The 24,346-nt window shown below is 69.4% G+C and carries 27 protein-coding genes; 21 read left to right on the top strand and 6 right to left on the bottom strand.

Annotated elements, in window-relative coordinates:
• Positions 1-14: 14 nt before the first annotated feature.
• The 8 genes from QQA13_RS15165 (at position 15) to glmU (ending at position 7,952) form a co-directional block, all read left to right on the top strand.
• The gene (locus QQA13_RS15165) at positions 15-485 is read left to right on the top strand and encodes a F0F1 ATP synthase subunit B (protein WP_108471843.1); all 471 of its coding nucleotides are present in this window, start codon (positions 15-17) and stop codon (positions 483-485) included.
• Positions 486-488: 3 nt separating this feature from the next.
• Positions 489-1,022 carry a F0F1 ATP synthase subunit delta gene (locus tag QQA13_RS15160; protein ID WP_108471842.1) on the top strand — a complete coding sequence of 178 codons (534 nt, stop codon included), beginning with the start codon at positions 489-491 and terminating at the stop codon, positions 1,020-1,022.
• A gap of 87 nt (positions 1,023-1,109) precedes the next feature.
• Positions 1,110-2,660: a F0F1 ATP synthase subunit alpha gene (gene atpA / locus QQA13_RS15155; RefSeq protein ID WP_108471841.1), complete on the top strand. Its 1,551-nt coding sequence runs from the start codon at positions 1,110-1,112 to the stop codon at positions 2,658-2,660.
• A 128-nt stretch (positions 2,661-2,788) separates the two neighbouring features.
• On the top strand, positions 2,789-3,706 hold the full coding sequence (atpG, locus tag QQA13_RS15150; protein WP_108471840.1) for a F0F1 ATP synthase subunit gamma: 918 nt from the start codon (positions 2,789-2,791) through the stop codon (positions 3,704-3,706).
• A gap of 143 nt (positions 3,707-3,849) precedes the next feature.
• The gene (atpD, locus tag QQA13_RS15145; protein WP_108471839.1) at positions 3,850-5,262 is read left to right on the top strand and encodes a F0F1 ATP synthase subunit beta; all 1,413 of its coding nucleotides are present in this window, start codon (positions 3,850-3,852) and stop codon (positions 5,260-5,262) included.
• Between the two features lie 56 nt (positions 5,263-5,318).
• Positions 5,319-5,744 (top strand): F0F1 ATP synthase subunit epsilon, encoded by a 426-nt coding sequence (locus QQA13_RS15140; protein WP_108471838.1) that lies wholly within the window; start codon positions 5,319-5,321, stop codon positions 5,742-5,744.
• A gap of 225 nt (positions 5,745-5,969) precedes the next feature.
• The gene (locus QQA13_RS15135) at positions 5,970-6,506 is read left to right on the top strand and encodes a hypothetical protein (RefSeq protein WP_234411330.1); all 537 of its coding nucleotides are present in this window, start codon (positions 5,970-5,972) and stop codon (positions 6,504-6,506) included.
• Positions 6,507-6,581: 75 nt separating this feature from the next.
• Complete coding sequence (gene glmU, locus QQA13_RS15130; RefSeq protein WP_108471836.1) at positions 6,582-7,952, top strand: bifunctional UDP-N-acetylglucosamine diphosphorylase/glucosamine-1-phosphate N-acetyltransferase GlmU; 1,371 nt, start codon at positions 6,582-6,584, stop codon at positions 7,950-7,952.
• A 76-nt stretch (positions 7,953-8,028) separates the two neighbouring features.
• Here the strand turns inward: glmU and QQA13_RS15125 are convergent, their stop codons facing one another.
• A complete protein-coding gene (locus QQA13_RS15125; protein ID WP_108471902.1) occupies positions 8,029-9,021 on the bottom strand; it encodes a pteridine-dependent deoxygenase in 993 nt (330 codons plus the stop codon).
• Positions 9,022-9,113: 92 nt separating this feature from the next.
• Here QQA13_RS15125 and QQA13_RS15120 point away from each other — a divergent pair, with 92 nt between their 5' ends.
• The 9 genes from QQA13_RS15120 to QQA13_RS15080 all read left to right on the top strand — a co-directional run bounded on the left by QQA13_RS15120 (position 9,114) and on the right by QQA13_RS15080 (position 16,121).
• Positions 9,114-9,383 carry a phosphopantetheine-binding protein gene (locus tag QQA13_RS15120; RefSeq protein ID WP_108471835.1) on the top strand — a complete coding sequence of 90 codons (270 nt, stop codon included), beginning with the start codon at positions 9,114-9,116 and terminating at the stop codon, positions 9,381-9,383.
• A gap of 103 nt (positions 9,384-9,486) precedes the next feature.
• Positions 9,487-10,206, top strand: coding sequence for a xanthomonadin biosynthesis protein (locus tag QQA13_RS15115; protein WP_108471834.1), 720 nt, complete (start codon positions 9,487-9,489; stop codon positions 10,204-10,206).
• A complete protein-coding gene (locus QQA13_RS15110; protein WP_108471833.1) occupies positions 10,203-10,502 on the top strand; it encodes a hydroxymyristoyl-ACP dehydratase in 300 nt (99 codons plus the stop codon). The genes QQA13_RS15115 and QQA13_RS15110 overlap by 4 nt, the downstream gene beginning before the upstream one ends.
• Complete coding sequence (locus QQA13_RS15105) at positions 10,499-11,461, top strand: acyltransferase (RefSeq protein ID WP_108471832.1); 963 nt, start codon at positions 10,499-10,501, stop codon at positions 11,459-11,461. Before QQA13_RS15110 ends, QQA13_RS15105 begins: the two co-directional genes overlap by 4 nt.
• A complete protein-coding gene (locus QQA13_RS15100) occupies positions 11,382-12,041 on the top strand; it encodes a LolA-related protein (RefSeq protein ID WP_108471831.1) in 660 nt (219 codons plus the stop codon). Before QQA13_RS15105 ends, QQA13_RS15100 begins: the two co-directional genes overlap by 80 nt.
• 2 nt (positions 12,042-12,043) lie before the next feature.
• Complete coding sequence (locus QQA13_RS15095) at positions 12,044-14,362, top strand: MMPL family transporter (RefSeq protein WP_199909833.1); 2,319 nt, start codon at positions 12,044-12,046, stop codon at positions 14,360-14,362.
• Positions 14,346-14,774 carry a phosphotransferase gene (locus QQA13_RS15090; RefSeq protein WP_108471829.1) on the top strand — a complete coding sequence of 143 codons (429 nt, stop codon included), beginning with the start codon at positions 14,346-14,348 and terminating at the stop codon, positions 14,772-14,774. The genes QQA13_RS15095 and QQA13_RS15090 overlap by 17 nt, the downstream gene beginning before the upstream one ends.
• A gap of 16 nt (positions 14,775-14,790) precedes the next feature.
• A complete protein-coding gene (gene fabG / locus QQA13_RS15085) occupies positions 14,791-15,528 on the top strand; it encodes a 3-oxoacyl-ACP reductase FabG (RefSeq protein WP_108471828.1) in 738 nt (245 codons plus the stop codon).
• Between the two features lie 62 nt (positions 15,529-15,590).
• Entirely contained in the window at positions 15,591-16,121 is a 531-nt protein-coding gene (locus tag QQA13_RS15080) for a hypothetical protein (protein WP_108471827.1), read from the top strand.
• A gap of 17 nt (positions 16,122-16,138) precedes the next feature.
• Here the strand turns inward: QQA13_RS15080 and QQA13_RS15075 are convergent, their stop codons facing one another.
• Genes QQA13_RS15075 through QQA13_RS15065 form a run of 3 tightly spaced genes read right to left on the bottom strand, consistent with a single transcriptional unit; the run spans position 16,139 to position 18,878 of the window.
• A complete protein-coding gene (locus QQA13_RS15075; RefSeq protein ID WP_108471826.1) occupies positions 16,139-16,894 on the bottom strand; it encodes a glycosyltransferase family 2 protein in 756 nt (251 codons plus the stop codon).
• Positions 16,891-17,688 carry a beta-ketoacyl synthase chain length factor gene (locus tag QQA13_RS15070; RefSeq protein ID WP_108471825.1) on the bottom strand — a complete coding sequence of 266 codons (798 nt, stop codon included), beginning with the start codon at positions 17,686-17,688 and terminating at the stop codon, positions 16,891-16,893. Before QQA13_RS15070 ends, QQA13_RS15075 begins: the two co-directional genes overlap by 4 nt.
• Positions 17,685-18,878, bottom strand: coding sequence for a beta-ketoacyl-[acyl-carrier-protein] synthase family protein (locus QQA13_RS15065; RefSeq protein WP_108471824.1), 1,194 nt, complete (start codon positions 18,876-18,878; stop codon positions 17,685-17,687). Before QQA13_RS15065 ends, QQA13_RS15070 begins: the two co-directional genes overlap by 4 nt.
• Positions 18,879-19,012: 134 nt before the next feature.
• Here QQA13_RS15065 and QQA13_RS15060 point away from each other — a divergent pair, with 134 nt between their 5' ends.
• Both QQA13_RS15060 and hemF read left to right on the top strand, forming a co-directional pair.
• Complete coding sequence (locus QQA13_RS15060) at positions 19,013-19,717, top strand: YdcF family protein (RefSeq protein ID WP_108471823.1); 705 nt, start codon at positions 19,013-19,015, stop codon at positions 19,715-19,717.
• 99 nt (positions 19,718-19,816) lie between these two features.
• A complete protein-coding gene (gene hemF / locus QQA13_RS15055; protein WP_108471822.1) occupies positions 19,817-20,719 on the top strand; it encodes an oxygen-dependent coproporphyrinogen oxidase in 903 nt (300 codons plus the stop codon).
• A 9-nt stretch (positions 20,720-20,728) separates the two neighbouring features.
• On the opposite strand, the gene QQA13_RS15050 is transcribed toward hemF, so the two are convergent.
• Positions 20,729-21,400: a hypothetical protein gene (locus tag QQA13_RS15050; RefSeq protein ID WP_108471821.1), complete on the bottom strand. Its 672-nt coding sequence runs from the start codon at positions 21,398-21,400 to the stop codon at positions 20,729-20,731.
• A gap of 154 nt (positions 21,401-21,554) precedes the next feature.
• On the opposite strand from QQA13_RS15050, the gene gpmA reads away from it, so the two are divergent.
• A complete protein-coding gene (gene gpmA / locus QQA13_RS15045; RefSeq protein ID WP_108471820.1) occupies positions 21,555-22,298 on the top strand; it encodes a 2,3-diphosphoglycerate-dependent phosphoglycerate mutase in 744 nt (247 codons plus the stop codon).
• A gap of 100 nt (positions 22,299-22,398) precedes the next feature.
• Positions 22,399-22,944, top strand: a complete 546-nt coding sequence (locus tag QQA13_RS15040) for a DUF1453 domain-containing protein (protein WP_108471819.1) — start codon at positions 22,399-22,401, stop codon at positions 22,942-22,944.
• A gap of 30 nt (positions 22,945-22,974) precedes the next feature.
• On the opposite strand, the gene QQA13_RS15035 is transcribed toward QQA13_RS15040, so the two are convergent.
• A complete protein-coding gene (locus QQA13_RS15035) occupies positions 22,975-24,279 on the bottom strand; it encodes an amidohydrolase (protein ID WP_108471818.1) in 1,305 nt (434 codons plus the stop codon).
• Positions 24,280-24,346: the final 67 nt, after the last annotated feature.

Here is a 24,346-nt window from a genome sequence, read left to right as displayed (position 1 = left end):
CAGGTAACGCAGCGATGAATTTCAACGCGACCTTGATTGGCGAAATGATTTCGTTCGCCATCCTGATCTGGTTCAGCGTCCACTTCATCTGGCCGCACATCAACAAGGCCATCGAAGATCGCCAGATCAAGATCGCCGAGGGCCTGAATGCCGCCGAGCGCGCCCACGCCGAGCTGAAGAGCGCGGACGTGAAGGTGGCCGGCGAGATCAAGCAGGCACGCCAGCAGGCCTCGGAGATCATCGACAAGGCCCAGCAGCAGGCCAACCAGATCATCGACAAGGCCCGTGGCGAAGCAGTCAGCGAGATCAACCGGCTGAAGGCGGCGGCGCAGGACGACATCGCCTCGATGGCACAGCGCGCGCGCGACCAGCTGCGCGAGCAGGTTGGCGCGCTGGCCGTGCAGGGCGCCAGCAAGATCGTGCAGCGCGAGGTTGATGCCTCCACGCACAAGGCCCTGCTCGACCAGCTCGCGGCAGGTCTTTGATCCATGGCCCAGGCAATCACCCTCGCTCGCCCGTACGCCCGTGCCGCGTTTGAAGTGGCGCATGCGGCCGGTTCGCTGGCCGCATGGTCGCAGGCGCTGGCGTTCGCCGCCGCGGTGGCGAAGGACCCGCGCGTGGCCGGCTTCGGCAACGATCCGCGGGTGCTGCCGGCGCAGCTGGTGGCGCTGCATCTGCCCGCCGGCGTGGCCGCTGACAGCCCGTTCGGGCACTTCCTTGCCGAGATGGCCGAGCAGCGCCGGCTGGCGCTGCTGCCGGAAACGGCGGAACTGTTCGAGGCGTTCAAGCGTGAGTCCGAGTCGCAGCTGCTGGTCAAGGTGACCAGCGCGATGGCGCTGGACGCGGCGCAGTCCGAGCAGCTCAAAGCCTCGCTGAAGCGCCGTTTCAAGCGCGAGATCGAACTGGAAACCCGAGTCGATGCCTCGCTGCTGGCTGGTGTGGTGATCGATACCGGCAGCGAAGTGATCGACGGCTCCGCCCGCGGTCGACTGGCGAAGCTGGCCAGCACGCTGAGCCATTAGTTTCAAGCGAAGTCCGTTTCGCGAAGAGCAAAACCCGGCTCCATGCTGGACTCTTCAAAAGAGAATTCAATTTCGGGATAGGCAACCATGTCCAGCACAACACTGAATCCGTCCGAGATCAGCGAACTGATCAAGAGCCGCATCGAGCAGTTCAAGCTCGGCGCGGAAGCGCGCAACGAGGGCACGATCATCAGCGTGTCCGACGGCATCGTGCGCATCCACGGCCTGGCCGATGTGATGCAGGGCGAAATGATCGAGCTGCCGGGCAACGCGTTCGCGCTGGCGCTGAACCTCGAGCGCGACTCGGTCGGCGCGGTGGTGCTCGGTGAATACCAGCACCTGCGCGAAGGCGACACTGCCAAGACCACCGGCCGCATCCTCGAAGTGCCGGTCGGCCCGGAGCTGCTCGGCCGCGTCGTTGACGCGCTGGGCAACCCGATCGACGGCAAGGGCCCGCTCAACGCCAAGCTCAACGCGCCGATCGAGAAGGTCGCGCCGGGCGTGATCTGGCGCAAGTCGGTCGACCAGCCGCTGCAGACCGGCTACAAGTCGGTCGACGCGATGATCCCGGTCGGCCGCGGCCAGCGCGAGCTGATCATCGGCGACCGCCAGACCGGCAAGACCGCGCTGGCGATCGACGCGATCATCGCGCAGAAGGATTCCGGCATTAAGTGCATCTACGTCGCGATCGGCCAGAAGCGTTCGTCGATCGCCAACGTGGTGCGCAAGCTCGACGAGAACGGCGCGCTGGCCAACACCATCATCGTGGTCGCCTCGGCGTCCGAGTCGGCCGCGCTGCAGTACGTCGCGCCGTACTCCGGCTGCGCGATGGGCGAGTACTTCCGCGACCGCGGCGAAGACGCGCTGATCGTCTATGACGACCTGTCCAAGCAGGCCGTGGCCTATCGCCAGATCTCGCTGCTGCTGAAGCGCCCGCCGGGCCGCGAGGCGTATCCGGGCGACGTGTTCTATCTCCACTCGCGACTGCTCGAGCGCGCTTCGCGCGTGTCCGAGGAATACGTCGAGAAGTTCACCAACGGCGCCGTGAAGGGCAAGACCGGATCGCTCACCGCGCTGCCGATCATCGAGACCCAGGGCGGCGACGTCTCCGCATTCGTGCCGACCAACGTGATCTCGATCACCGACGGCCAGATCTTCCTGGAGACCGACCTGTTCAACGCCGGCATCCGCCCGGCCGTGAACGCCGGTATTTCGGTGTCCCGCGTCGGCGGCGCCGCGCAGACCAAGATCGTCAAGAAGCTGTCCGGCGGCGTGAAGCTGGCCCTGGCGCAGTTCCGCGAGCTGGCCGCGTTCGCGCAGTTCGCTTCGGACCTGGACCCGGCCACCCGCGCGCAGCTGGACCGCGGCCAGCGCGTCACCGAGCTGATGAAGCAGAAGCAGTACGCACCGCTGTCGATCGCGGAGCTGGCGCTGTCGGTCTACGCCGCCGAGCAGGGCTACCTGGACGACCTGCCGGTGAACCAGGTGCTGCCGTTCGAGAAGGGCCTGCACGCGTTCATGCACCAGAACCACGCGGACTTGATGAAGACCATCGTGGCCACCGGCAACTGGGACAAGGACATCGAGGCCGTCTTCAAGGCCTCGCTGGACGAGTACAAGAAGACCGGCAGCTGGTAATCAGGAGCCGGGAATAGAGAATCGGGAGTCGGGAATCGGAACAGCAACGGCGCCTCGCGCCACGCCTTGAACCATTCCCGATCTCCCATTCCCGATTCCCACGAGTGAGCAAAGCGAGCGAGTAGAGCATGGCCAGCGGACGCGAAATCAAAACCAAGATCAAGAGCACGCAGAACATGCGCAAGGTGACGCGCGCGCTCGAGATGGTCTCGGCCTCGAAGATCCGCAAGGCGCAGGACCTGATGAAGGCCTCGCGCCCGTACGCGCGTTCGATGCGCAAGGTGATCGCGCACGTGGCGCAGGCCAGCACTGACTTCAGCCATCCGTTCCTGGTCCAGCGCGAGGCCGTGGCGCGGGTCGGCTACATCGTGGTGTCGACCGATCGCGGCCTGTGCGGCGGCCTCAACTCCAACCTGTTCCGCCGCCTGTTGCCGGCGATCGCCGAGTGGCAGAAACAGGGCGTGCAGGTCGACGTGGTGGCGATTGGCCAGAAGGCCGTATCGTTCTTCCGCCGCATCAAGGGTGTCAACCTGGTCGGCAGCGTCAGCCACCTCGGCGAGAAGCCGAAGCTCGAACAGCTGGTCGGCGTGATCAAGGTGATGATGGACGCCTACCAGGCCAACGGCCTGGACCGCGTGTTCCTCGCCTACAACGACTTCGTCAACACCATGACGCAGAAGCCGACCATCGACGCGCTGCTGCCGCTGCCGCTGGTGGCCACGGAAATGGAAGCGCACCAGGCCGCGGGCGAGTCGGCCTACGCCGGGGTCAAGCTGGAAGCGAGCCACGACTGGGATTACATCTACGAGCCGGACGCGCAGACCGTGCTGGAGCACGTGCTGACCCGCTACATCGAGTCGGTGGTGTACCAGGCGGCGCTGGAGAACCTGGCCAGCGAGCACGCCGCGCGCATGGTGGCGATGAAGAGCGCGTCGGACAACGCGAACAAGGTGATCGGCGAACTGACCCTGGTCTACAACAAGGCCCGCCAGGCCGCGATCACCCAGGAAATTTCCGAGATTGTCGGTGGTGCCGCAGCGGTGTAAGGGTTTATTGACTGCGATCATCCCTGATCGCAGAAGCAAAGATCAAAAGGCGGCCATCCGTGGCCGCACTCCTAGTAAGAGCGACGTTTCATTTGGCGCTTTGTACACAACGAAATCTTAGAGATTCATCCGGAGCTATCAGCATGAGCCAGGGCAAAGTTGTTCAGATCATCGGCGCGGTCATCGACGTGGAGTTCCCGCGCGACCAGGTGCCGCAGGTGTATGACGCGCTGAAGATCGACGGCACCGACATCACGCTGGAAGTGCAGCAGGTGCTGGGCGACGGCATCGTGCGCACCATCGCGCTCGGCTCCACCGAGGGCCTGAAGCGCGGCCTCGAAGCGCGCAACACCGGTGAAGGCATCAAGGTGCCGGTCGGCAAGGCCACGCTCGGCCGCATCATGGACGTGCTCGGCAACCCGATCGACGAAGCCGGCCCGATCGGCGAGCAGGACCGCTGGGTGATCCATCGCCAGGCGCCGAGCTACGCCGACCAGGCGGCCGCCAGCGATCTGCTGGAAACCGGCATCAAGGTGATCGACCTGATCTGCCCGTTCGCCAAGGGTGGCAAGGTCGGCCTGTTCGGCGGCGCCGGCGTGGGCAAGACCGTGAACATGATGGAGCTGATCAACAACATCGCCAAGGCGCATGCGGGCCTGTCCGTGTTCGCCGGCGTGGGCGAGCGTACCCGCGAGGGCAACGACTTCTACCACGAGATGAAGGACTCCAACGTGCTCGACAAGGTCGCGATGGTGTACGGCCAGATGAACGAGCCGCCGGGCAACCGTCTGCGCGTGGCGCTGACCGGCCTGACCATGGCCGAGTACTTCCGCGACGAGAAGGACGAGACCGGCAAGGGCAAGGACGTGCTGCTGTTCGTCGACAACATCTATCGCTACACGCTGGCCGGCACCGAGGTGTCCGCGCTGCTCGGCCGCATGCCGTCGGCGGTGGGCTACCAGCCGACCCTGGCCGAGGAAATGGGCGTGCTGCAGGAGCGCATCACCTCGACCAAGACCGGCTCGATCACCTCGATCCAGGCCGTCTACGTGCCCGCGGACGACCTGACCGATCCGTCGCCGGCCACCACCTTCGCCCATCTGGATGCGACGGTGGTGCTCTCGCGCAACATCGCCTCGCTGGGCATCTACCCGGCGGTGGACCCGCTCGACTCGACCAGCCGCCAGCTCGATCCGAACGTGATCGGCCAGGAGCACTACGAGGTCGCGCGCAAGGTGCAGGGCACACTGCAGCGCTACAAGGAACTGAAGGACATCATCGCGATCCTCGGCATGGACGAGCTCAGCGAAGAGGACAAGCAGGCCGTGGCCCGCGCGCGCAAGTGCGAGCGCTTCTTCTCGCAGCCGTTCCATGTGGCTGAGGTGTTCACCGGCTCGCCGGGCAAGTACGTGTCGCTGAAGGAAACCATCCGCGGCTTCAAGATGATCGTCGACGGCGACGTCGACCACCTGCCGGAACAGGCGTTCTACATGGTCGGCGGCATCGAGGAGGCGATCAAGAAAGCGGAAGAGATGGGCGCCAAGAAGGCCGCCTGATCCACCGGGCGGACCGCGCGTCCGCCCGCCGCCTTCAAGTATCTGGAATCTGAGCCATGACCCACACCATTCGCGTCGACATCGTCAGTGCCGAAGCCGAGATCTTCTCCGGCGACGCGACGATGGTCATCGCCACCGGCGAGATCGGCGAACTCGGCATCACGCCGCGCCACGCGCCGCTGATCACCCGCCTCAAGCCGGGCCACGTCGACGTGCTGCTGGCCGGTGGCGAGCGCCAGCAGTTCTGGATTTCCGGTGGCATGCTGGAAGTGCAGCCGCAGGTGGTCACCGTGCTGGCCGACACCGCCGCCCGCGCCGCCGATCTGGACGAGGCCTCCGCGCAGCGCGCCAAGAAGGAAGCCGAGGACGCGCTGGCCAACCGCACCGACGCGATGGAAATCGCCGAGGCGCAGGCCAAGCTGGCCGAGGCGATCACCCAGCTGCAGGCGCTGGAGCGGCTGCGCAAGAGTCTCAAGCACTAGGCTTTTGCGATCATCCCTGATCGCGGAGATCAAACGGCGGCCATCCATGGAAGTGAAGTTCGTGCACTCATCCATGAGTGCAGAGTGAGATCAAAAGGCAGCCGTCCATGCCGCACTCAAGGATGAAGCGGTCGCTTCGATGAATATCGCGGAAAAGAACGCCGGCCTTGTGCCGGCGTTTCTGCATCGGCACGATGCGGTCTGGGCAGCACAGGGAAGATGTTGATGACAGGATCGATGTTCACTTTCCGCCATGGCAGCTGCGTGCTGTTGCTGCTGCTGGCCGGTTGCGCCACGCCACGTCACCCGCCAGCGCCGCCGGCCACCGGCGATGCGTCATGGCGGATGGTGGTGTCACCCGGCACGGTGCGCTATCCGCTGGCGCTGGGCGAAGTGTCCAGCGGCGCCACGCCGTTTCGGCGCGTGGTGCCGGTGTATCCGCCCGGCCAACTGGCGAGCTGTCCGCCGCCGCAGGAGGTGCCGGCGCTGCTGATCGTCGATGGGCAGGGCAAGGTCGGCGAAGTACGCGTGACGGACGAGGCGCAGGCCGATGCGGGCCGGCAGGCCTTCATCGATGCCGTGCGCGTGGCCGCGCTGCAGTGGCAGTTCAGTCCGCTGACGATCAACCGCTGGGCTGCCGATGCCGACGGCAACAGCCACGTGGTCGACAGCGGGACGAAACCGTTCAGCCTGGCCTATGTGTTCCGCTTCGAATGCCACGCCGGCAAGCCCGCGGTATCGGCCGCGGCAGCTCCGCGCTGAGCCCCCTGGCCGCCATCGTCCGGGCCGGGCTGGCTGCTATGCTTTTTCGATCAGGACGCGTCAAGGCCTTATTCCATGAACCAGACTCCGCTCCACGTCGTCATCCTCGCCGCCGGCGCCGGCACGCGGATGAAATCGAGTCGCCCGAAAGTGCTGATGCCACTGGCCGGGCGACCGCTGCTGGCGCACGTGGTCGACACCGCGCGGGCGCTGCAGCCGGCGGCCATCCATGTCGTCTATGGCCACGGCGGCGACCAGGTACGGGCCGCGTTCGCCGGCCAGACCGATCTGTGCTGGGTGCTGCAGGCCGAGCGGCTGGGCACCGGCCATGCGGTGGGGCAGGCGCTGGGCGAGATCCCCGACAGCGCACGCGTGCTGGTGCTGTACGGCGACGTGCCGCTGACCCGGGTCGACACCCTGCAACAACTGGCGTCGGCGGAGGGAGGCTTCAGCCTGCTCACCATGCGCCTGGCCGATCCGCGTGGCTACGGCCGCGTGCTGTGCGACGGCAACGGCCATGTGCGGGAGGTGATCGAGGAGAAGGACGCCGACGAGGAGCAGCGTGCCGTCAACCTGGTCAACACCGGCATCCTCGTGGCGTCTGCGGCCGCGCTGCGCGTCTGGATCGCCGGACTCGACTGTGACAACGCGCAGGGCGAGTACTACCTCACCGACATCTTCGCGATGGCGAGTGAGGAAAAGCGCCCCGCGCTCAGCGTGGAGTGCGCCGATCCGGTGGAGGCTTCGGGCGCGAACGATGCGCTGCAGCTCGCCGGGCTGGAGGCCGAGTACCGCCAGCGTGCGGCACGTGCGCTGATGCGGGACGGCGTGCGGCTGGCCGATCCCCTGCGCATCGACGTGCGCGGCACGGTCGAGGCGGGGCACGATGTCGAGCTGGACGTCGACGTGATCCTGGAAGGCCGCGTGACGCTCGGCGACGACGTGCGCATCGGCGCGTTCACCCGGTTGAAGGACGTGCAGCTGGCCGCCGGCACGGTGGTGCTGACGCACTGCGACCTCGACGGCGTGGTCACCCATGGCCCCTGCACGATCGGCCCGTTCGCGCGGCTGCGCCCTGGCACCGAGCTCGACGCCGGCGTGCACGTGGGCAACTTCGTGGAAACCAAGAAGGCGCATCTCGGCGAAGGCAGCAAGGCCAACCACCTCACTTATCTCGGCGACACCGTGGTGGGCCGCGGCGTCAACATCGGTGCCGGCACCATCACCTGCAACTACGACGGTGTGAACAAGCATCTCACGCGCATCGACGACGGCGCCTTCATCGGCTCCAACAGCGCGCTGGTCGCCCCGGTGACGATCGGCGCGCAAGCCACCATCGGCGCCGGCTCGGTGATCACCCGCGACGCCCCGGCCGGCGAGCTCACCGTGGCGCGCGGCAAGCAGCAGACGTTCGAGGGCTGGAAGCGGCCGGTAAAGCAGCAGTGAGTGACGGAGCGGGGAACGAGTCGCAGGCGTGCTTGCCCTTGTTTCCCACTCCTCGTCTCACCGCCCGGCTCTCGCCTCAGGCGTAACGCCAGCCGTCGATTTCCACCAGCAGTTCGCGGCGGCAGATGTCGCCGTGCAGCAGCAGCACCGGCACGCCGGGCAGGCGCTGCTGCAGGAAGTCGCGCACGCGCGCGGCGTCCGCCGCATGGCGCACGTAGGCCTTCAGCGGCGAGCGGGTGTCGAAGCCGGCGGCCATGCCGGCGCTGGCCAGCAGCGCCTCGAGGTTGACCAGGGTTTCTTCCAGCTGGGCGTCGAGGTCGTCCTCGTGCGCCGAGGCGTGGCCGACCACCGCGGCGGTGCCGGAGATCGCCAGCACGTCCTGCGCCGGCAGGCTCATCGCGCGGGCGAAGCTGGGCGGGGTGCGGCCGTACTGGCGCGGGTAGCACCAGGCGCTGACCTGGCGCGGGTTTTCCACCCGCAGGCCGGGCTGGTCGCTGGCCAGCAGGTAGACCTGCAGGCGGTGTTCGTCGCCGTGGTGGCCGATTGCGGTGGCGGCGGGGAAGCCTTCGGCGAAGAAATCGCCCATGCCGGCGGCGCGGCCGTCGCAGAAGTGTTTGTAGCGCTCGGCGTCGCCGTCGCCGTGGTTGATCGCGCCGAGGTAATTCCAGACCCGCAGCACGTGTTGCGCCTCGCGCGTGGCGACGAAGCGGTGCAGCTGCTCGTAGGCCAGCCGGGCGGCGGCGGTCGGGCCGCCGTGTTCGCGTTCGTCCAGCTCGATCGCCACGAACAGCCAGCCGCCGCCGGCCGACCAGCGCAGTGCGCCGTCGCGGCCGCAGCTCACCGGCGCATCGACTTGCCACAGCTCCAGCGGAGCGGGCGCATCGAACGCCTCCAGCGCCACCTGCAGGCAGCGCGGGTCGGTGCTGGCCGGAGTGCCGGCGCCGAAGCCGAACAATGCCAGCGTGCCTGGTTCGGCCAGCAGCGCGGCGGCCTCGCCGACGCGGTAGGACACCTGCGGCGCGCGACGCGGCTGCAGGTCGATCTGGGGGTTTTCACATCCCTGCATCATGGCGTACAACCGGGAACGACAAGGGCGCTATGTTACACTCCGCGCCCACTGCCACCGGGGGGAGGCAATGAATCCAGAGTACGGAACCGAGCATGGCGGAACAGACAGCGGCGCAGCACGAATTGGCCACCCTGATCGTGGCATGCCTGAATCTGGAGAGCGTGACCCCGGAACAGATCGACCCCGATGCACCGCTGTTCGGCGGCGAGCTGGGGCTGGATTCGATCGACGCACTGGAAATCGCGCTGGCCGTGTCCAAACGCTACGGCTTCCAGCTGCGCTCGGACAACCCGGACAACCGGCAGATCTTCACCTGCCTGCGCACGCTGTCCGCGCATGTCGAGCAGAACCGCGCCAGCTGACGCCAGCGGTGCGTCCCGGTTGCGTTCACCACGCTTTCTTCATGCTGCGTTCCAGCGCCCGTGGCAGGCTCGACGTTCCGGCGGAGCCGACGCGGAACCCGGCATGACATCCTCTTCACTTTCACCCGACCACAGCACGCGGCGCTACGGCCTGTTGTTGCTGCCGGCCTATCCGCTGCTGGCGATCGCCGGCGCGGTGACCGGGCAGCAGTTTTTCGCGCTGCTGGCACTGGCCCTGCTGCTGACCGTGCTGCTGCTGCCGCAGCTGCTGGCGCGCCGCACGGCGGCGTGGCTGCTGTGGTCGGGCGTGCTGGCTGGCCTGTTGCTGAGCTGGCGCTTCGGCTTTGCCGAGTTGCTGCTGGAGGCGGTGCCGGTGCTCATCCATGCGCTGCTGGCAGTGTGGTTCGGCCGCACGCTGGCCACGGCCGAACCCCTGGTGGAGCGCTTCATCGCTGCCATCGAGGGTCCCGAGCGCCTGCGCCAGCCGGGCGTGGCTGCCTATGCGCGCCAGGTCACCTGGTTCTGGACGCTGCTGCTGGGCGGCCAGGCGCTGCTGCTGGCCGTGCTGCTGCTGTGCGCCGATCACAGCGGGTTGCTGGCGCGCGCCGGCATGGCCTCGCCGCTGTCGGTACCCGAGCGCTGGGCCGCGACGTGGTTGCACCTGGGTGGTTACCTGCTGCTGGGCGCGGCGTTCCTGCTGGAATACGCCTGTCGCCGCTGGCGGCTGCGTCATCTGCCGCATCCCGGCCTGCACGACATGCTGCTGCAGCTGGCGTTGCACTGGCCGCAATTGCTGCGCGGCAAGCGTGTGGCGGCGCCATGAGCACCGGCTTCGAACAGACGCTGCGCGTCGGCGCGGAGCATCCCGCCTTGCCCGGCCACTTTCCCGGCGCGCCGCTGGTGCCGGGGGTGCTGCTGCTGGAGCAGGTGGCGCTGGCCCTGCGCAGCTGGCGCGGCCAGCGACTGGGCCGCGTGCTGGAAGCGAAATTCGCGGCACCGCTGCTGCCGGACGAGACGGCGCAGCTGCATCTGACGGCGACGGACGGATCGCGCATCCGTTTCGAGATCCGGCGTGACGGCATGCTGCTGGCACGCGGCCTGGTCGAGGGAGCGACATGAGCACGCATGGACACTGGCAGAGCCGGCCCGAAGGCGGCGGCCGCTTCGCGCTGTGGCTGATCCGCACGATTGCACTGCACGGCGGGCGCCGCCTGGGCCGGCTGTGCCTGTACCCGATCACGCTGTACTTCTTCCTGCGCCGGGCGCCGGAGCGACGGGCCTCGCGGCAGTACCTGCAGCGCGTATTCGGCCGGCCGGCCACGGCGTGGCAGGTGCTGAAGCACATCCACTGCTTCGCTGCGACGATCCTGGACCGGATCTTCCTGCTCGCGCACGGCGAAAAGCCGTTCCGGATCGAGACCGAAGGCCTGGACCTGCTGGACGAGCGCATCGCGCAGGGTCGCGGCGTGTTGCTGTTCGGTTCGCACCAGGGCAGCTTCGAGGCGTTGCGGGCGATCGGTGCGCGCCGGCCGCAGATGCCGCTGCGGGTGGTGCTGGACAAGCAGAAGACGCCGGCGATGACCGAGCTGCTCGAAGCGTTGGCGCCGGACGTCGGCGCCTGCGTGATCGACGCGGCGCAGGACGGCACCACCATCGCACTGGCGATGGCCGAGGGCTGCCGTGACGGCGCGCTGGTGGCGATGCTGGCCGATCGCGGCCGTGGCCATGAGGTGCTGCGGCGCACCGGCTTCCTCGGCTCGCCGGCGCCGTTCCCGATCAGCCCGTGGCTGCTGGCGCATACGCTGCAGGTGCCGGTGGTACTGTGCTTCGGCCTGTACCTGGGCGGCAACCGCTACAAGCTGGTCTTCGAGCCGTTCAGCGACCAGGTGCAGATCCCGCGGCAGCACCGCGGTCCGGCGCTGGATGCGTTGATTGCCCGCTACGCGCAACGGCTGGAACACTACGTCCAGGTCGCTCCCTACAACTGGTTCAATTTCTATGATTTCTGGCAAGACGCGCCTGTGGCTGCCGAGCCTGCTGCTGAGCCTGTTGCCGTGGGCGAGCACGTCGGCGTCTGAAGCGGCCCCGGCGACATCGGCATCGACCCTGGTGGCTGCGCTGGGCCAGCCGGCACCGGCGCATACCGCATTCGCCGAGGCGCGCTTCCTGCAGGTGCTCGACCGGCCGCTGGTGGTTTCCGGCCAATTGTCGTGGCTGGGCGGCGATCGGCTGCAGCGGCGCGTCGAACATCCGCAACAGGAAACTGCCACCATCGCCGACGGCGAAGTGACCCAGCAGCGCGACGGCCGCAGCGCGCGGCACTTCTCGCTGAAGCGTGCGCCGCAGCTTCAGGTGCTGCTGGACAGCTTCGTGGCGTTGCTCAGCGGCGACGCGGCGCGCCTGCAGCAGGCGTTCGAGATCCACCAGCGCGGCGACGCCGACGGCGCGTGGACGCTGACCCTGGTGCCGCGCGATGCCCGCGTGGCGAAGACCGTGGCCAGCATCCGCATCGACGGCTATGCGAAGGCCTCGCGCTGCATGCACCTGCAGGAAGCCGACGGCGACCTCGCCGTCGACCTGCTCGGCCCGCTGGCCGCGCAGATGCCGGCCGCACCCACCCGCGAGACGCTTGAGGCGCTGTGCCAGGGCGCACCTTGAGCATGCGCGTCGGCGCCCGCGCGACGCTGCTGGTGCTCTGGCTGCTGGCGCTGGCCGGGCTGGGCTGGATGGTCAGCCAGCGGCTGCGCGTCAGCACCGACCTGCGCAGCTTCATGCCCGCGCCGACCACGCCGGACCAGCGCCTGCTGATGGAGCAGGTCGGCGAAGGGCCGGGTTCGCGCTTGCTGCTGCTTTCCATCCATGGCCAGTCCGATGAACGGCTGGCCGCGCTGAGCCAGGGCCTCGCCGCCGCGCTGAAAAAGGACCCGCGCTACAGCCAGGTGCTCAACGGCAACTTTGATCTCGGTGCGCTGGACGCCAGCTTGCTGCCCTACCGTTACCTGCTGTCGCCCACGCTGGATAAGCAACCACTGGACGAGGCGTACCTCGCCGACCAGCTGCAGCAGCGGCTGGACGACCTGTCTTCGCCCGCCGCCAGCCTGCTCAAGGGACTGCTGCCGCGCGACCCCACGCTGGAGGTGCTGAAGCTGGCCGAACGCTGGGCGCCGGCGAAGTCGCCGGAGCTGCGCGAGGGCGTGTGGTTCTCGCCGCAGGGCGAGGCGCTGCTGCTGGTGCAGACGGTCGCCGCCGGTTTCGACCCCGGCGCGCAACAGCAGGCGATCGACGGCATCCGTCACGCGTTCGCCGCGCTGCCGGCCAGCGCCGGCGCGATGCTCGAACTGAGCGGGCCAGGTTACTTCAGCGTGGTGGCCGCGGCGCAGACGCGGCACCAGGCCGACTGGATCGGGCGCATCTCCACCGTCGGTTTCATCGCGCTGCTGCTGCTGGCGTACCGCAGCTTCGGTTCGCTGCTGCTGTCGGCGCTGCCGATCGCCAGCGCCGCGCTGGCCGGCATCGCCGCGCTGACGCTCGCGTTTCCTGAAGTGCACGGGATCACCCTGGCGTTCGGCTTCACCCTGCTCGGGGTGGCGCAGGAGTACCCGATCCGCGTGCTCAGCCATCGCCGCGCCGGCGAGGACGCGGTGGCCAGCGTGCGTGCGCTGTGGCCGCTGCTGCTGACCGCGATCGCCTCGGCCTGCATCGCCTACCTGGCGTTCTACGCGTCCGGCGTGAACGGGTTGAAGCAGCTGGCGGTGTTCACCATCGTCGGCCTGCTGGTGGCCGGCTTCAGCACGCGCTATCTGCTGCCGCATCTGCTGCCGCGGCGCGTGCGCGACGTGGCCGACATGCGCTGGCTGTTGCAGGCGCGCACCTTCGTCGATCGCCTGCCGCGGCCGCGCTGGATTCCCGTCGTGGTCGCCGCGGCGATCGTGGCGATGCTGGCGCTGGCCCGCGGCCCGTTCTGGCAGGACAACCTCGCTGCGCTGACCCCGCTGCCGCCGGACCTGCTGCAGCACGACGCGCGCCTGCGCGAGGCGCTGGGCGCGCCCGACGTGCGCTACCTGCTGGTGCTGCAGGCGTCGAGCGCACAGGGCGTGCTGGCGCTGTCGGAAACGCTGCAGCCGCGGGTCGATGCGCTGCTGGCGCGGCATGCTGCCGATGCGCTGGAGCTGCCGTCGCGCTATCTGCCCAGCGTGGCCGTGCAGCGCGAACGGCAGGCGAAGCTGCCCGACCGCGCCACGCTGCAGCACGCGCTGGACGAGGCGTCGCAGGGCCTGCCGTTCCGCGCCGACCTGTTCCAGCCGTTCGTCGACGATGTGCAAACCGCGCGCGGCTTGCCGCCGCTGACGCCCGCACGCTACGCACAGACGCCGCTGGGCCAGCGCCTCGCCGCGATGCTGGTCGAGCGCGATGGCCACTGGCTGGGCCTGGGCACGGTCAGCGGCGTGCACGACGTGGCCGCGCTGCAGGCGCTGGGCGCAGGCACGTATGGCGCGGTGCGCCTGCTCGACCTGAAGGCCGCCTCCGAATCGCTGGTGGTCGACTACCGCACGCGCATCCTGCAGGCGCTCGCGGCGGCCGCGGTGCTGCTGGTGCTGACCATCGCACTGGCGCTGCGCAGCCTGCGCCGCGCGTGGCACGTGCTGGCGCCGATGACCCTGGCCACCTTCCTGGTGCTGGCGGTGGAGCGCGTGGCTGGCGTCGAGATCTCGCTGTTCCACCTGGTCGCGCTGATCCTCGCCGGCGGACTGGGCCTGCACTACGCGCTGTTCTTTGAGCGCGACACCGGCGACGCGGCCGAGCAGCGGCGCACGCTGCACGCCACGATCGTCTGCGTGCTGTCCGCGCTGCTGGTGTTCGGCATGCTGGCGTGGGCGACGATCCCGGTGCTGCGCGCGATCGGGCTCACCGTGAGCCTGGGCGTGGCCTTCCACTTCTGCCTGTCGATCCTGATGGCGCCGCATGCTCGACAAGACTGACTGGGCGCAGCTGATCCCGCACGCGGGCACGATGTGCCTGCTCGATGCAGTGCTGGCCTGGGACGAGCGCACGATCCACGCCACCAGCGCCAGTCACGCGCGCGCGGACAACCCGCTGCGCGGCGAACACGGCCTGCACGCGGTGCACCTGGCCGAATACGGCGCGCAGGCGATGGCGGTGCACGGTGCGCTGCTGGCGCGCGCGCATGGCAGCGTCGGAGCACGCCCCGGTCGGCTGGTCAGCCTGCGCGAGGTGCAGTTGCACGAAGAATATGTCGATCGGCTCGATGGCCATCTGGACGTCCATGCCGAATGTCTCTACGCCGCCGCGGGTGGCGCACAATACGCGTTCCGCGTCGAACATCGTGGCCGCCTGCTTGCCAGCGGGCGGGCGGCGGTGATCCATCCCTAAGCCTGAGGCGCCCGTCATGTCCTCGATTCCCACCTCACGTCGCGCCCTGGTCACCGGCGGCAGCGGCGAACTCGGCGGCGCGATCTGCCACGCGCTCGCCGCGGCCGGCTGGCAGGTGATCGTGCACGGCCACCACAGCCTGACCCGGGCGGAGGAAGCCGCGGCGGCGATCGTCGCCGGCGGCGGCCGCGCGCAGGCGGTCGCCTTCAACGTCACCGACGCGGAGGTGACCCGCGCGGCGCTCGACGTGCTGCTAAGCGAAGGGCCGATCCACGCGCTGGTCAACAACGCCGGCATCCACGACGACGCGCCGATGGCCGGCATGAGCGACGCGCAGTGGCGCCGGGTGATCGACGTCTCGCTGCACGGCTTCTTTCACGTCACCCAGCCGCTGCTGCTGCCGATGGCACGCGCGCGCTTCGGCCGCATCGTCTCGATCGGCTCGGCGGCGGCGCAGCTGGGCAACCGCGGCCAGACCAACTACGCGGCGGCGAAGGCCGCGCTGGTGGGCGCCAGCAAGTCGCTGGCACGCGAGATGGCCTCGCGCGGCGTCACCGTCAACGTGGTCGCGCCCGGCGTGATCGAAGGGCGCATGGCCGAGGCGGCCTTCCCACCCGAACGCATCCGCGAACTGGTGCCCGCGCAGCGCGCCGGCAAGCCGGAGGAAGTCGCCGCGCTGGTCGCCTTCCTGTGCTCGGACGCGGCCGGCTACATCAACGGCCAGCTAATCGGCGTCAACGGCGGCATGGGCTGAGCGGCGGCGAGCCGGCATACTGCGCGGACGGAGCCAGGGGGCTCCATCATGGAGGATGTTCGATGCGCAAGACTGTTCTTGTTTCCGCCGCTTTGTTGTGCGGCGTGTTTTCCGTTGCCCATGCCGCCGACAACAACGCGGCGATGCCAGCCGCGGTGAGCGTGCCGGCGGTGGTTCCTTTCGCGCAGGATGCGGTGATCGCCGGTGCGGTCAAGCGTGAGTGCCAGCTCGGTGAGAAGCTGTCCGGCTTCATCAAGAAGTACGGGCAGGAGAAGGGCGTGACGGTGACGCAGGTGGCGCAGGCCAGCGCCGGTTCGACGGGCCGCGCGCTGGTAGTGGAGATCACCGACTCGGTGGCCGACGGCAACGCGTTCATCGGCCACCATACCCACACCACGGTGAAGGGCCGGCTCTACCAAGACGGCGCCGAGGTGGGCAATTTCATCGGGCGGCGCAATTCGATGGGCGGCGCGTTCGGCGGCTTCAAGGGCAACTGCTCGGTGCTCGGGCGCACCGTCAGGGCGCTCGGTGAAGACATTGCCGGCTGGCTGGCCCAGCCCGGCAAGGACAGCATGCTCGGCGACCTGGAGTAATCGTTCGGCCCGCCGGATCAGCCGGCGGGCCCGTCGACCACGAGCGGCACGCCGCGCGAGCGACGATAGCTGCGGATCACGTGGCCGTAATGGACTACCCGGCCGATGGTGTAGGTGGTGATGCGGGTGACGTCGCGCACCGGCTTGAGGTGACTGGGACGGAACGCACCGTGATAGCGCGAGGCGATCGGCACCGAGACCACGCCGAGCTGCTTCTCGCGCGAGGCGGCGATCAGGATCGCCGCCTCGAACACGAAGTTCTCCGCCGGCAGGTCGACCAGTGCCAGCGCCGCGCGCGGGTACCAGCGCTGCCCGCTCTGGGTGTCGGCCACCGGCTGTGCGCAGGCCCACGAGATGCCCCAGTCGGCCACCGCGTTGGCGCGGCGGCGGCCCTTCGGCTGCTGCTCGCGGTCGAGCAGGCGCGCGCCGATCACGATGTGCCCCGGGTAGCGTTGCGCGGCGGCCACGATGTGCGGGATGTCGGCGGCCAGGTGCTGGCCGTCGCCGTCCATGGTCAGCACCGCGTCGTAGCCCTGCCGCAGCGCTTCGCGAAAGCCGTGGCGCAATGCCTCGCCCTTGCCGCGGCGCGTGTCGTGGCGCAGCAGGGTCACCGGCAGGGCGGCGACGATCTCGGGCGTGCGGTCGTCCGAGCCGTCGTCGATCACGATCACCGGCGCGCCCAGCGCCAGCACGGATTCGAGCACGGACCGGATCGCGGCTTCCTCGTTGAGGCAGGGAATCAGCACGCACCAGCGTGCAGCGGGGATGTTCAAGCGACGGACTCCATGTCGATGTGCAGCGCCAGTGTAGCGGCGGCGGCCAGTTGGCAGTGGCCGCCACGGCCGGTGGCGAGCAGGGCCAGCAACGGCAGGCTCGACGCCGACGGGTTGCCCGCGCGCCAGCCGGCCAGTGGCTCGGGCAGCGGCGCGTCGGTCGCCGCGCGCGGCTGCAGGTCGAGGTCGAGCCGGGCCAGCGTGGCGGCGCCGGCCTGCGGCGCCAGCACCAGCGCGCAGCCGAAGGGCTGGCGGCAGCCGGTGACTTCGTCCAGCGGGCCACTGCCGGCGGTGTCGCTGCACACCAGCAGCACCGGGCGCTGTTCGGCCAGCACCTGGCCGGCCGCCTCCAGCAGGCCGGCACCGAAGCTCTCACGCTGGGCGCAGACCGCGATGGACGGCGCATGGCAGCCGGTGGCGATGGTCCAGTAGCCGACCGCGGCGTTGTGCACCGAATTGTGGAAGCGGGTTGGCGACAGCTCGGTCGGCGCCTGCGCCAGGGTGGCGCACATGTAGTCGGTGATCGCCTGGTCGCCGTGCGCGGAGGCGAACACGCAGGCCAGCGTGGCGGCGTCGCGGCCGCTCATCGCCAACGCCTGGCCAGCCGCCTCGATCGCCAGCAGCACGCTTTCCGGCGCGCGGCGGCGCTCGTTCGGCGGCAGTGTGGCGGCGGCGGGCCGCGTTGCCGGCGGCCCCGGCGTGGTGCCGGCAAGCAGGCTTCGCAGCGCGGCGAAGTCGGCCAGCAGCGGCGACCACAGGCCGACGCCCTCGACGTGGACGCGCAGTGCGCTCATGCGGCGAATCCCGCGCGGGCGAACGCCAGGCAGGCGTTGTTGCCGCCGAAGCCGAACGAGTTGCTGAGCGCCACGTCGACGCGCCGGCGTTCGTTGCGCCAGGCGAAGTGCGCGCCGCAGATCGGATCGGGCGTGTCGCCGCCGAGGTTGCCGGGCACCAGGCCGTGTTCGATCGCCTGCAGCGCGATGGTCGCCTCGACGATGCCGGCCGCGCCCAGCGTGTGGCCGGTGTAGCCCTTGGTCGAGCTGGCCCGCGTGCGGGCCGGAAAGACGCGGCCGACCAGCGCCGCCTCGACCTCGTCGTTCTTCTGGCTGGCGGTGCCGTGCAGGTTGATGTAGTCGACGCGGGCGGCGTCGAGACCGGCGCGCGCCAGCGCGTCGTTCAACGCCAGCTCGGCGCCGAGGCCGTCTGGATGCGGGGTGGACATGTGGTGCGCGTCGCTGGCCTCGCCGTAGCCGAGCAGCCGTGGCGCGTCGGGCGCCATGTCGGCGCGCTCCAGCAGGGCGAAGCCGGCGGCCTCGCCGATCGAGATGCCGTTGCGCGCGGCGTCGAACGGGCGGCACGGTTCGGGCGACACCAGCTCCAGCGCGTTGAAGCCGAACAGCACGCTGTCGCACAAAGTGTCCACGCCGCCGACCACCGCCGCATCGACCAGGCCGAGCCGGATCATCCGCTCGGCGCTGGCGAACACCTTGGCGCTGGACGAGCAGGCGGTGGAGATGGTCAGGCACGGCCCTTCCAGCGCCAGCGCGGCGGCGACGAAGGCGACCAGCGAGTGCGGCGCGTGGATCGCCGGGCGCAGCATGTCATCGGCGAAGCCGCCGTCGGCATCGAGCCGGCGATAGGCTTCCTCGGTGGCGCCGATGCTGGCGGTGGAGGTGCCCAGCAGCAGCGCCACGCGGGTGGCACCGTAGCGCGTGCGCGCAGCGCGAGCGCGTTCGAGGAAGCCGTCCTGGTTCAGGCCCAGCCAGGCCAGCCGGTTGTTGCGGCAATCCCAGGCGGCGAGCGCGGCGGGCAGGGCGGTGTCCTCCACGCCATCGACGCGGCCGATCCAGCACGCCAGCGGCGCGCTGCTGATGTCGTTCGGGCGCAGGCCACTGCGGGCGTGTTCGAGCGCGTCGCGCTGTGCGGCGAGGCCGCTGCCCATGGCGGACGTGGCGGTGTACGCGGTGATCGCGAGGGGTGGCATCGGGGAAGGCATCAGGAAAGCGTAGCCGGCACCCCCGCGGATGCCTAGCCTGCGCGGGGCGGGCGTTCAGCCACCGAACGGGCGCGGGCAGCGCGCTGCGGCTATGCTGGCGCATCCCCGCTCCGCACTTCCCCGTGTTGCCGAATCCGTCTCCACCACGCAACCCCTGGCGCTACCTGCGTGACCGCGACGTGCAGCAAGCCGCGCTGGTGACCATGCTGGCGCTGGTGCTCAGTGCGGGCCTGGTCTGGCTGGGTTACCTGATCCACGTCTGCCGCATCGCCCTGCGCAGCCCGCTGGCGCCGCCGCGGCGGATGGTGACGCTGGTGTTCGGCCGCCGGCTCGTGCGCGATGCGCCCGAGCACGACTACCAGCAGCGCCTGCGCCGTGCACTGACACTGGCCGAACAGCGACAGACCGGCCACCTGCTGCTGCTCGGCGGCTGCAGCGGCGGCCAGTGCAGCGAAGCCGCTGCCGGCCATGCCTGGCTGCGGTTGCACGGACTGCCCGGCGAGGTGCAGGTGGAGCTGGAACAGGAGTCGGTCGACTCGCTGGAGAACCTGCGCCACGCGCGCCGCCTGCTGCTGACCGAGGCCGGCGATGCCGGGCTGCCGCCGGTGGCGCTGGTGACCAGCCGCTATCACCTGGCGCGCTGCCTGCTGCTGGCGCGTCGGCTCGGTTTCGACGGTACCCCGGTCGCCGCCGAGCCGGCGTTGCCGCGGCAGGGCCGCTACCTCGGCCTGTTGCTGCTCGAGGCCAGTTACCTGATGTGGATCGACCTGGGCCTGCGCTGGGCGCAGCTGATCGGGCATCGGCGGATGGTGGCGCGGATCAGCTGAACTGCCAGCTGATCTGGCTCAGCCCGGCGCGGCGTGGCGCCGCAGGAGCGGGTGTCGGCAGCTTGCTAAGCTGGCCGCCTGAAATCAAAGGACGAAACGATGAGCGAGCAAGCCAGCCAGGCCGAAACCTTCCTGCGCGAACTGCAGGACCGCATCTGCGCGGCGATCGAGCAGGCTGATGGCGGCGCGCGGTTCACGGAAGACGCCTGGACGCGCGCGGCCGGTGGCGGCGGGCGCACCCGCGTGCTGCAGGGTGGTGCGGTGTTCGAGCAGGCCGGGGTGAATTTCTCGCGCGTGCACGGCCACCAGCTGCCGCCCAGCGCCACCGCGCACCGGCCGGAGCTGGCTGGCGGCAGCTTCATCGCCACCGGCGTGTCGCTGGTGCTGCACCCGAAGAACCCGCACGTGCCGACCACCCATGCCAACGTGCGCTACTTCGAGGCCAGCAAGGAAGGCGTGGAGCCGGTGTGGTGGTTCGGCGGCGGCTTCGACCTCACCCCGTTCTATCCGGTGGACGAGGACGTGCGCCACTGGCACACGGTGGCGCGCGACCTGTGCGAACCGTATGGCGCGGACGTCTATCCGCGCTACAAGCAATGGTGCGACGAGTACTTCTACCTGAAGCATCGCGACGAGACCCGCGGCATCGGTGGACTGTTTTACGACGACATGAACGAAGGCGGCTTCGAGCGCTGCTTCGACTTCACCAAGGATGTGGGCCAGGGTTTCCTCGATGCCTACCTGCCGATCGTGGCGCGCCGCAAGGCCATGCCATACGGCGAGCGCGAGCGCGAATTCCAGCTGTACCGCCGCGGCCGCTACGTGGAGTTCAACCTGGTCTACGACCGCGGCACCTTGTTCGGCCTGCAGTCGGGCGGGCGCACCGAGTCGATCCTGATGAGCCTGCCGCCGCGCGTGCGCTTCGAGTACGCGTACCAGCCGGAAGCCGGCTCCGCCGAAGCGAAGCTGGCCGATTACCTGAAGCCGCGCGACTGGGTGTAGGCACCGGCTTTACGGCGTGGCGCCACTGAACTTCTCCGGCGTGGCGCCCTTGACCGGGCCGATCTGCGCGCTGTCGCTGACCTTCAGTACCACCTCGCGGCGGAACTCCAGCGTGCCCTGCACCACGGCGTGCGGGCCGATCACGATGGTCGGCTTGCGCTCGCTGCCCCAGTGGAACCAGCCGTTGTTCGGCTTGTCGACCAGGATGCCGCCCTCGACGCGCGAGTTGGCGCCCACCGTGACGTCGCCGCTCACCGTACCGATGCCGCCGGCGACGTGGGCGTCGTCCAGCACGATGGCGCCGTTGACGTTCTCGACCCGGCCGCCGATCTCGGCGCCCGGGGCCAGGTGGATGCTGCCGTTGACCGCGTTCACCTTGCCGCTGACCCGGCTGGCGCGGCCCAGGCTGATCGCGCCGTTGACCGTGCCCAGTTCGGTCGCCTGCGCCTTGTCGCCCAGCTCGACCTCGCCGTTGACGGTGCTGGCCTCGTGCACGCTGGCGCCGCCGGCGATGTGCACTGCACCGTTGACCGTGCTGACGTCGCCGACCTGTTGGCCGGCTTCGACCTGCACCGAACCGTTGACTTTGCTGATGTCGTTGTCACGCGCACTGGCCAGCGGCGGCAAGCCCAGGCCCAGCGCCAGCGCGGCCAGGATGAGGATCGTCGGGAATCGACGCATGGCAGTCTCCTTGAGTCTTCAGTGGATGTGTGTAAGCACTAGGATGCAGCCACCGGGCCAAGGGTTGGGCATGACCTGTGGCAGGGGCCGCATTTGACGCTGCCGGGGCCGGACTGCACCATTCCCGGTTTACTCATCACTGTTGGGCGCTCCCATGCACAAGCTCGTCCTGATCCGCCACGGCCAATCGCAGTGGAACCTCGACAACCGTTTCAGCGGCTGGGCCGACGTCGACCTCACCGAACAGGGCATGGCCGAGGCGTGCGAGGCCGGTCGCCTGCTGCGCGAGGGCGGTTACACGTTCGACGTGGCGCACACCTCGGTGCTCAAGCGCGCGGTGCGCACGCTGTGGGGCGTGCAGGACGCGATGGACCTGATGTGGATCCCGGTGCTCACCGACTGGCGCCTCAACGAGCGCCACTACGGCGGCCTCACCGGCCTGAACAAGGCCGAGACCGCGGCGAAGTACGGCGAGGACCAGGTGAAGGTCTGGCGGCGCAGCTACGACATCCCGCCGCCGCCGCTGGAGCGTGCCGCCAACGAGTCGGTGCACGACCCGCGCTACGCGGCGCTCGACTCGAAGGACATCCCTGACACCGAATGCCTGAAGGACACCGTGGCCCGGGTGCTGCCGTACTGGCACGAAGTGCTGGCGCCGGCGATCCGCTCCGGCCAGCGCGTGCTGGTCGCCGCGCACGGCAATTCGCTGCGCGCGCTGGTGAAGTACCTGGACGGCATTTCCGACGAAGCGATCGTGGAGCTGAACATCCCCAACGGCGTGCCGCTGGTGTACGAGTTCGACGACGAACTGAAGCCGCTGCGCCATTACTACCTCGGCGATGCCGACGCGATCGCGGCGAAGATGGCCGCGGTGGCGAACCAGGGCAAGGCGAAGTAGCACGCCGCGCTGCTGCCGCACGGGCGAAGGGTGACAAACGTCAGTCGTCAGCCATTTCGCGGCCGACTATGCTGGGCACCATCCACCCGGTGAGATGCCCATGCCCGCCCACCTGACCCAATATCTCGTGATGCTGCCGCTGCTGGCCTGGATGGTGTGGCGGCGGGTGAGCCGGCAGTTCGGCCGCCAGCCGATCCGGCGCAAGCGGATGATCTTCCGCATCGTGATGTTCGCGGTCCTCGGCGGTGTGCTCGCGCTCGGCGGGCTCCACCACATTGCGCTGGCCGAGGGCCTCGCCGGCGGCGTGCTGCTCGGCGCTGCGTTGGGCCTGCTCGGGCTGCGCCTGACCCGCTTCGAGGTCGATCCGGTCAAGGGCGACTGCTACGTGCCGAACCCGTGGATCGGCGCGCTGCTGACCGCGCTGCTGCTGGGCCGGCTGGCCTGGCGGATGCTGGTGGCGTGGCCGCAGATGCAGCAGGTGCCGGCCGCGCCCGGCGCGATGCCGCCGATGGCTTACGCCGCCAGCCCGCTGACCATGCTGGTGATCGGCCTGCTGGTCGGCTACTACATTGCCTACTTCAGCGGCCTGCTGGTCCACCATCGCCGCTTCCAGCGGATGCAGCAGTCCGGCACGACCGCGGCGTAGCGGCGCCTTCGCATCCCCGGGCTGCCGCCGTCAGGACCTGGGCGTGCCGAGGTAATCCAGGCTGGCCTGCAGCATCGAGGCCATGCCGATCTTCAGCGCGCCCTCGTCGAGGAAGAATTTCGGCGAGTGGTTGGCCGGCGCTTTCGAGGCGTCCTGGCCGGCTGGCGTGGCGCCGACGAAGAAATACACGCTCGGCACTTCCTGCGCGAAGTAGGCGAAGTCCTCCGAGGCCATCCACGGCTTCGCCTCGATCACGTGCCCGGCGCCGATCGCGGTGGCGATGCTGGCTTTCACCCTTGCGGCCAGCGCGGGGTCGTTGACCAGCACCGGGGTGCTGTCGCCGACCGGGATCTGTTCCTCCACGGTGGCGCCGTTCGCCGCGGCGACGTGTTCGGCGATGCTTTTCAGGTTGTCGATCGCCTGCTGGCGCATGCCGGCGTCGAACGTGCGCAGGGTGCCTTGCAGCTCCACCTTGTCCGGCACGATGTTGTAGCGCGAGCCGCCCTCGACGATGCCGAAGCTGAGCACCGCCGGCAGCGTGCCGATGTCCAGCTTGCGGCTGACGATGGTCTGCGCGGTGCTGATGATCTCGGCGGCGGTGACGATCGGGTCGACCCCGTTCCACGGCATCGCGCCGTGGGTCTGGCGGCCGTGCACCACCATGCGGAACCAGTCCGAGCCGGCCATCGTCGGCCCTGGCCGCACCGCTACCGTGCCCACGTTGAGCGCGCTGACCACGTGCATGCCGAACATCGCGTCCGGCTTGAACTGCCGGAACAGGCCCTCCTTCAGCATCAGCGCAGCGCCGCCTTCCTCACCCGCCGGCGCGCCTTCCTCGGCCGGCTGGAACACGAACAGCACCGAGCCGTGCAACTGCTTCTTCATCCCGGCCAGCGCCTGCGCCATGCCCAGCAGCATGGCGGTATGCGCGTCGTGGCCGCAGGCATGCATCACCCCGACGGTCTTGCCGCGGTACTCGCCCTTCGCCTTCGAGGCGAACGGCAGGTTCACTTCCTCGGTCACCGGCAGCGCATCCATGTCGGCGCGGAGCGCCAGCCGCGGCCCGGGCAGGTCGCCCTTCAGCAGGCCGACCACGCCGGTGTGCGCGATGCCGGTGTGCACCTCCAGCCCCAGCCGCTTCAGTTCCCGCGCGACCAGCGCCGAGGTGCGTACCTCACGATTGCCCAGTTCGGGATGCTGGTGGATGTCGTGCCGCCATGCGATGGCCTGCGGCAGGGCCTGCTGCGCCAACGCCTGCGCGGCGGAGGCGTCGGCGGCGTGCAACGGTGCGATGGTGGCAGCGGCCAGTGCCAGGGCGAGGGCGGTACGGTACATGGGCGTCTCCGGGGCGGGGAAAGCCGATGGTAACTCGCCACCACCACGCCGGCCCGGCACGATCGCC

This window comes from Rhodanobacter thiooxydans, assembly GCF_030291135.1.
Lineage (GTDB): Bacteria > Pseudomonadota > Gammaproteobacteria > Xanthomonadales > Rhodanobacteraceae > Rhodanobacter > Rhodanobacter thiooxydans_A.
This window is presented reverse-complemented; position numbering and strand designations above follow the sequence as displayed.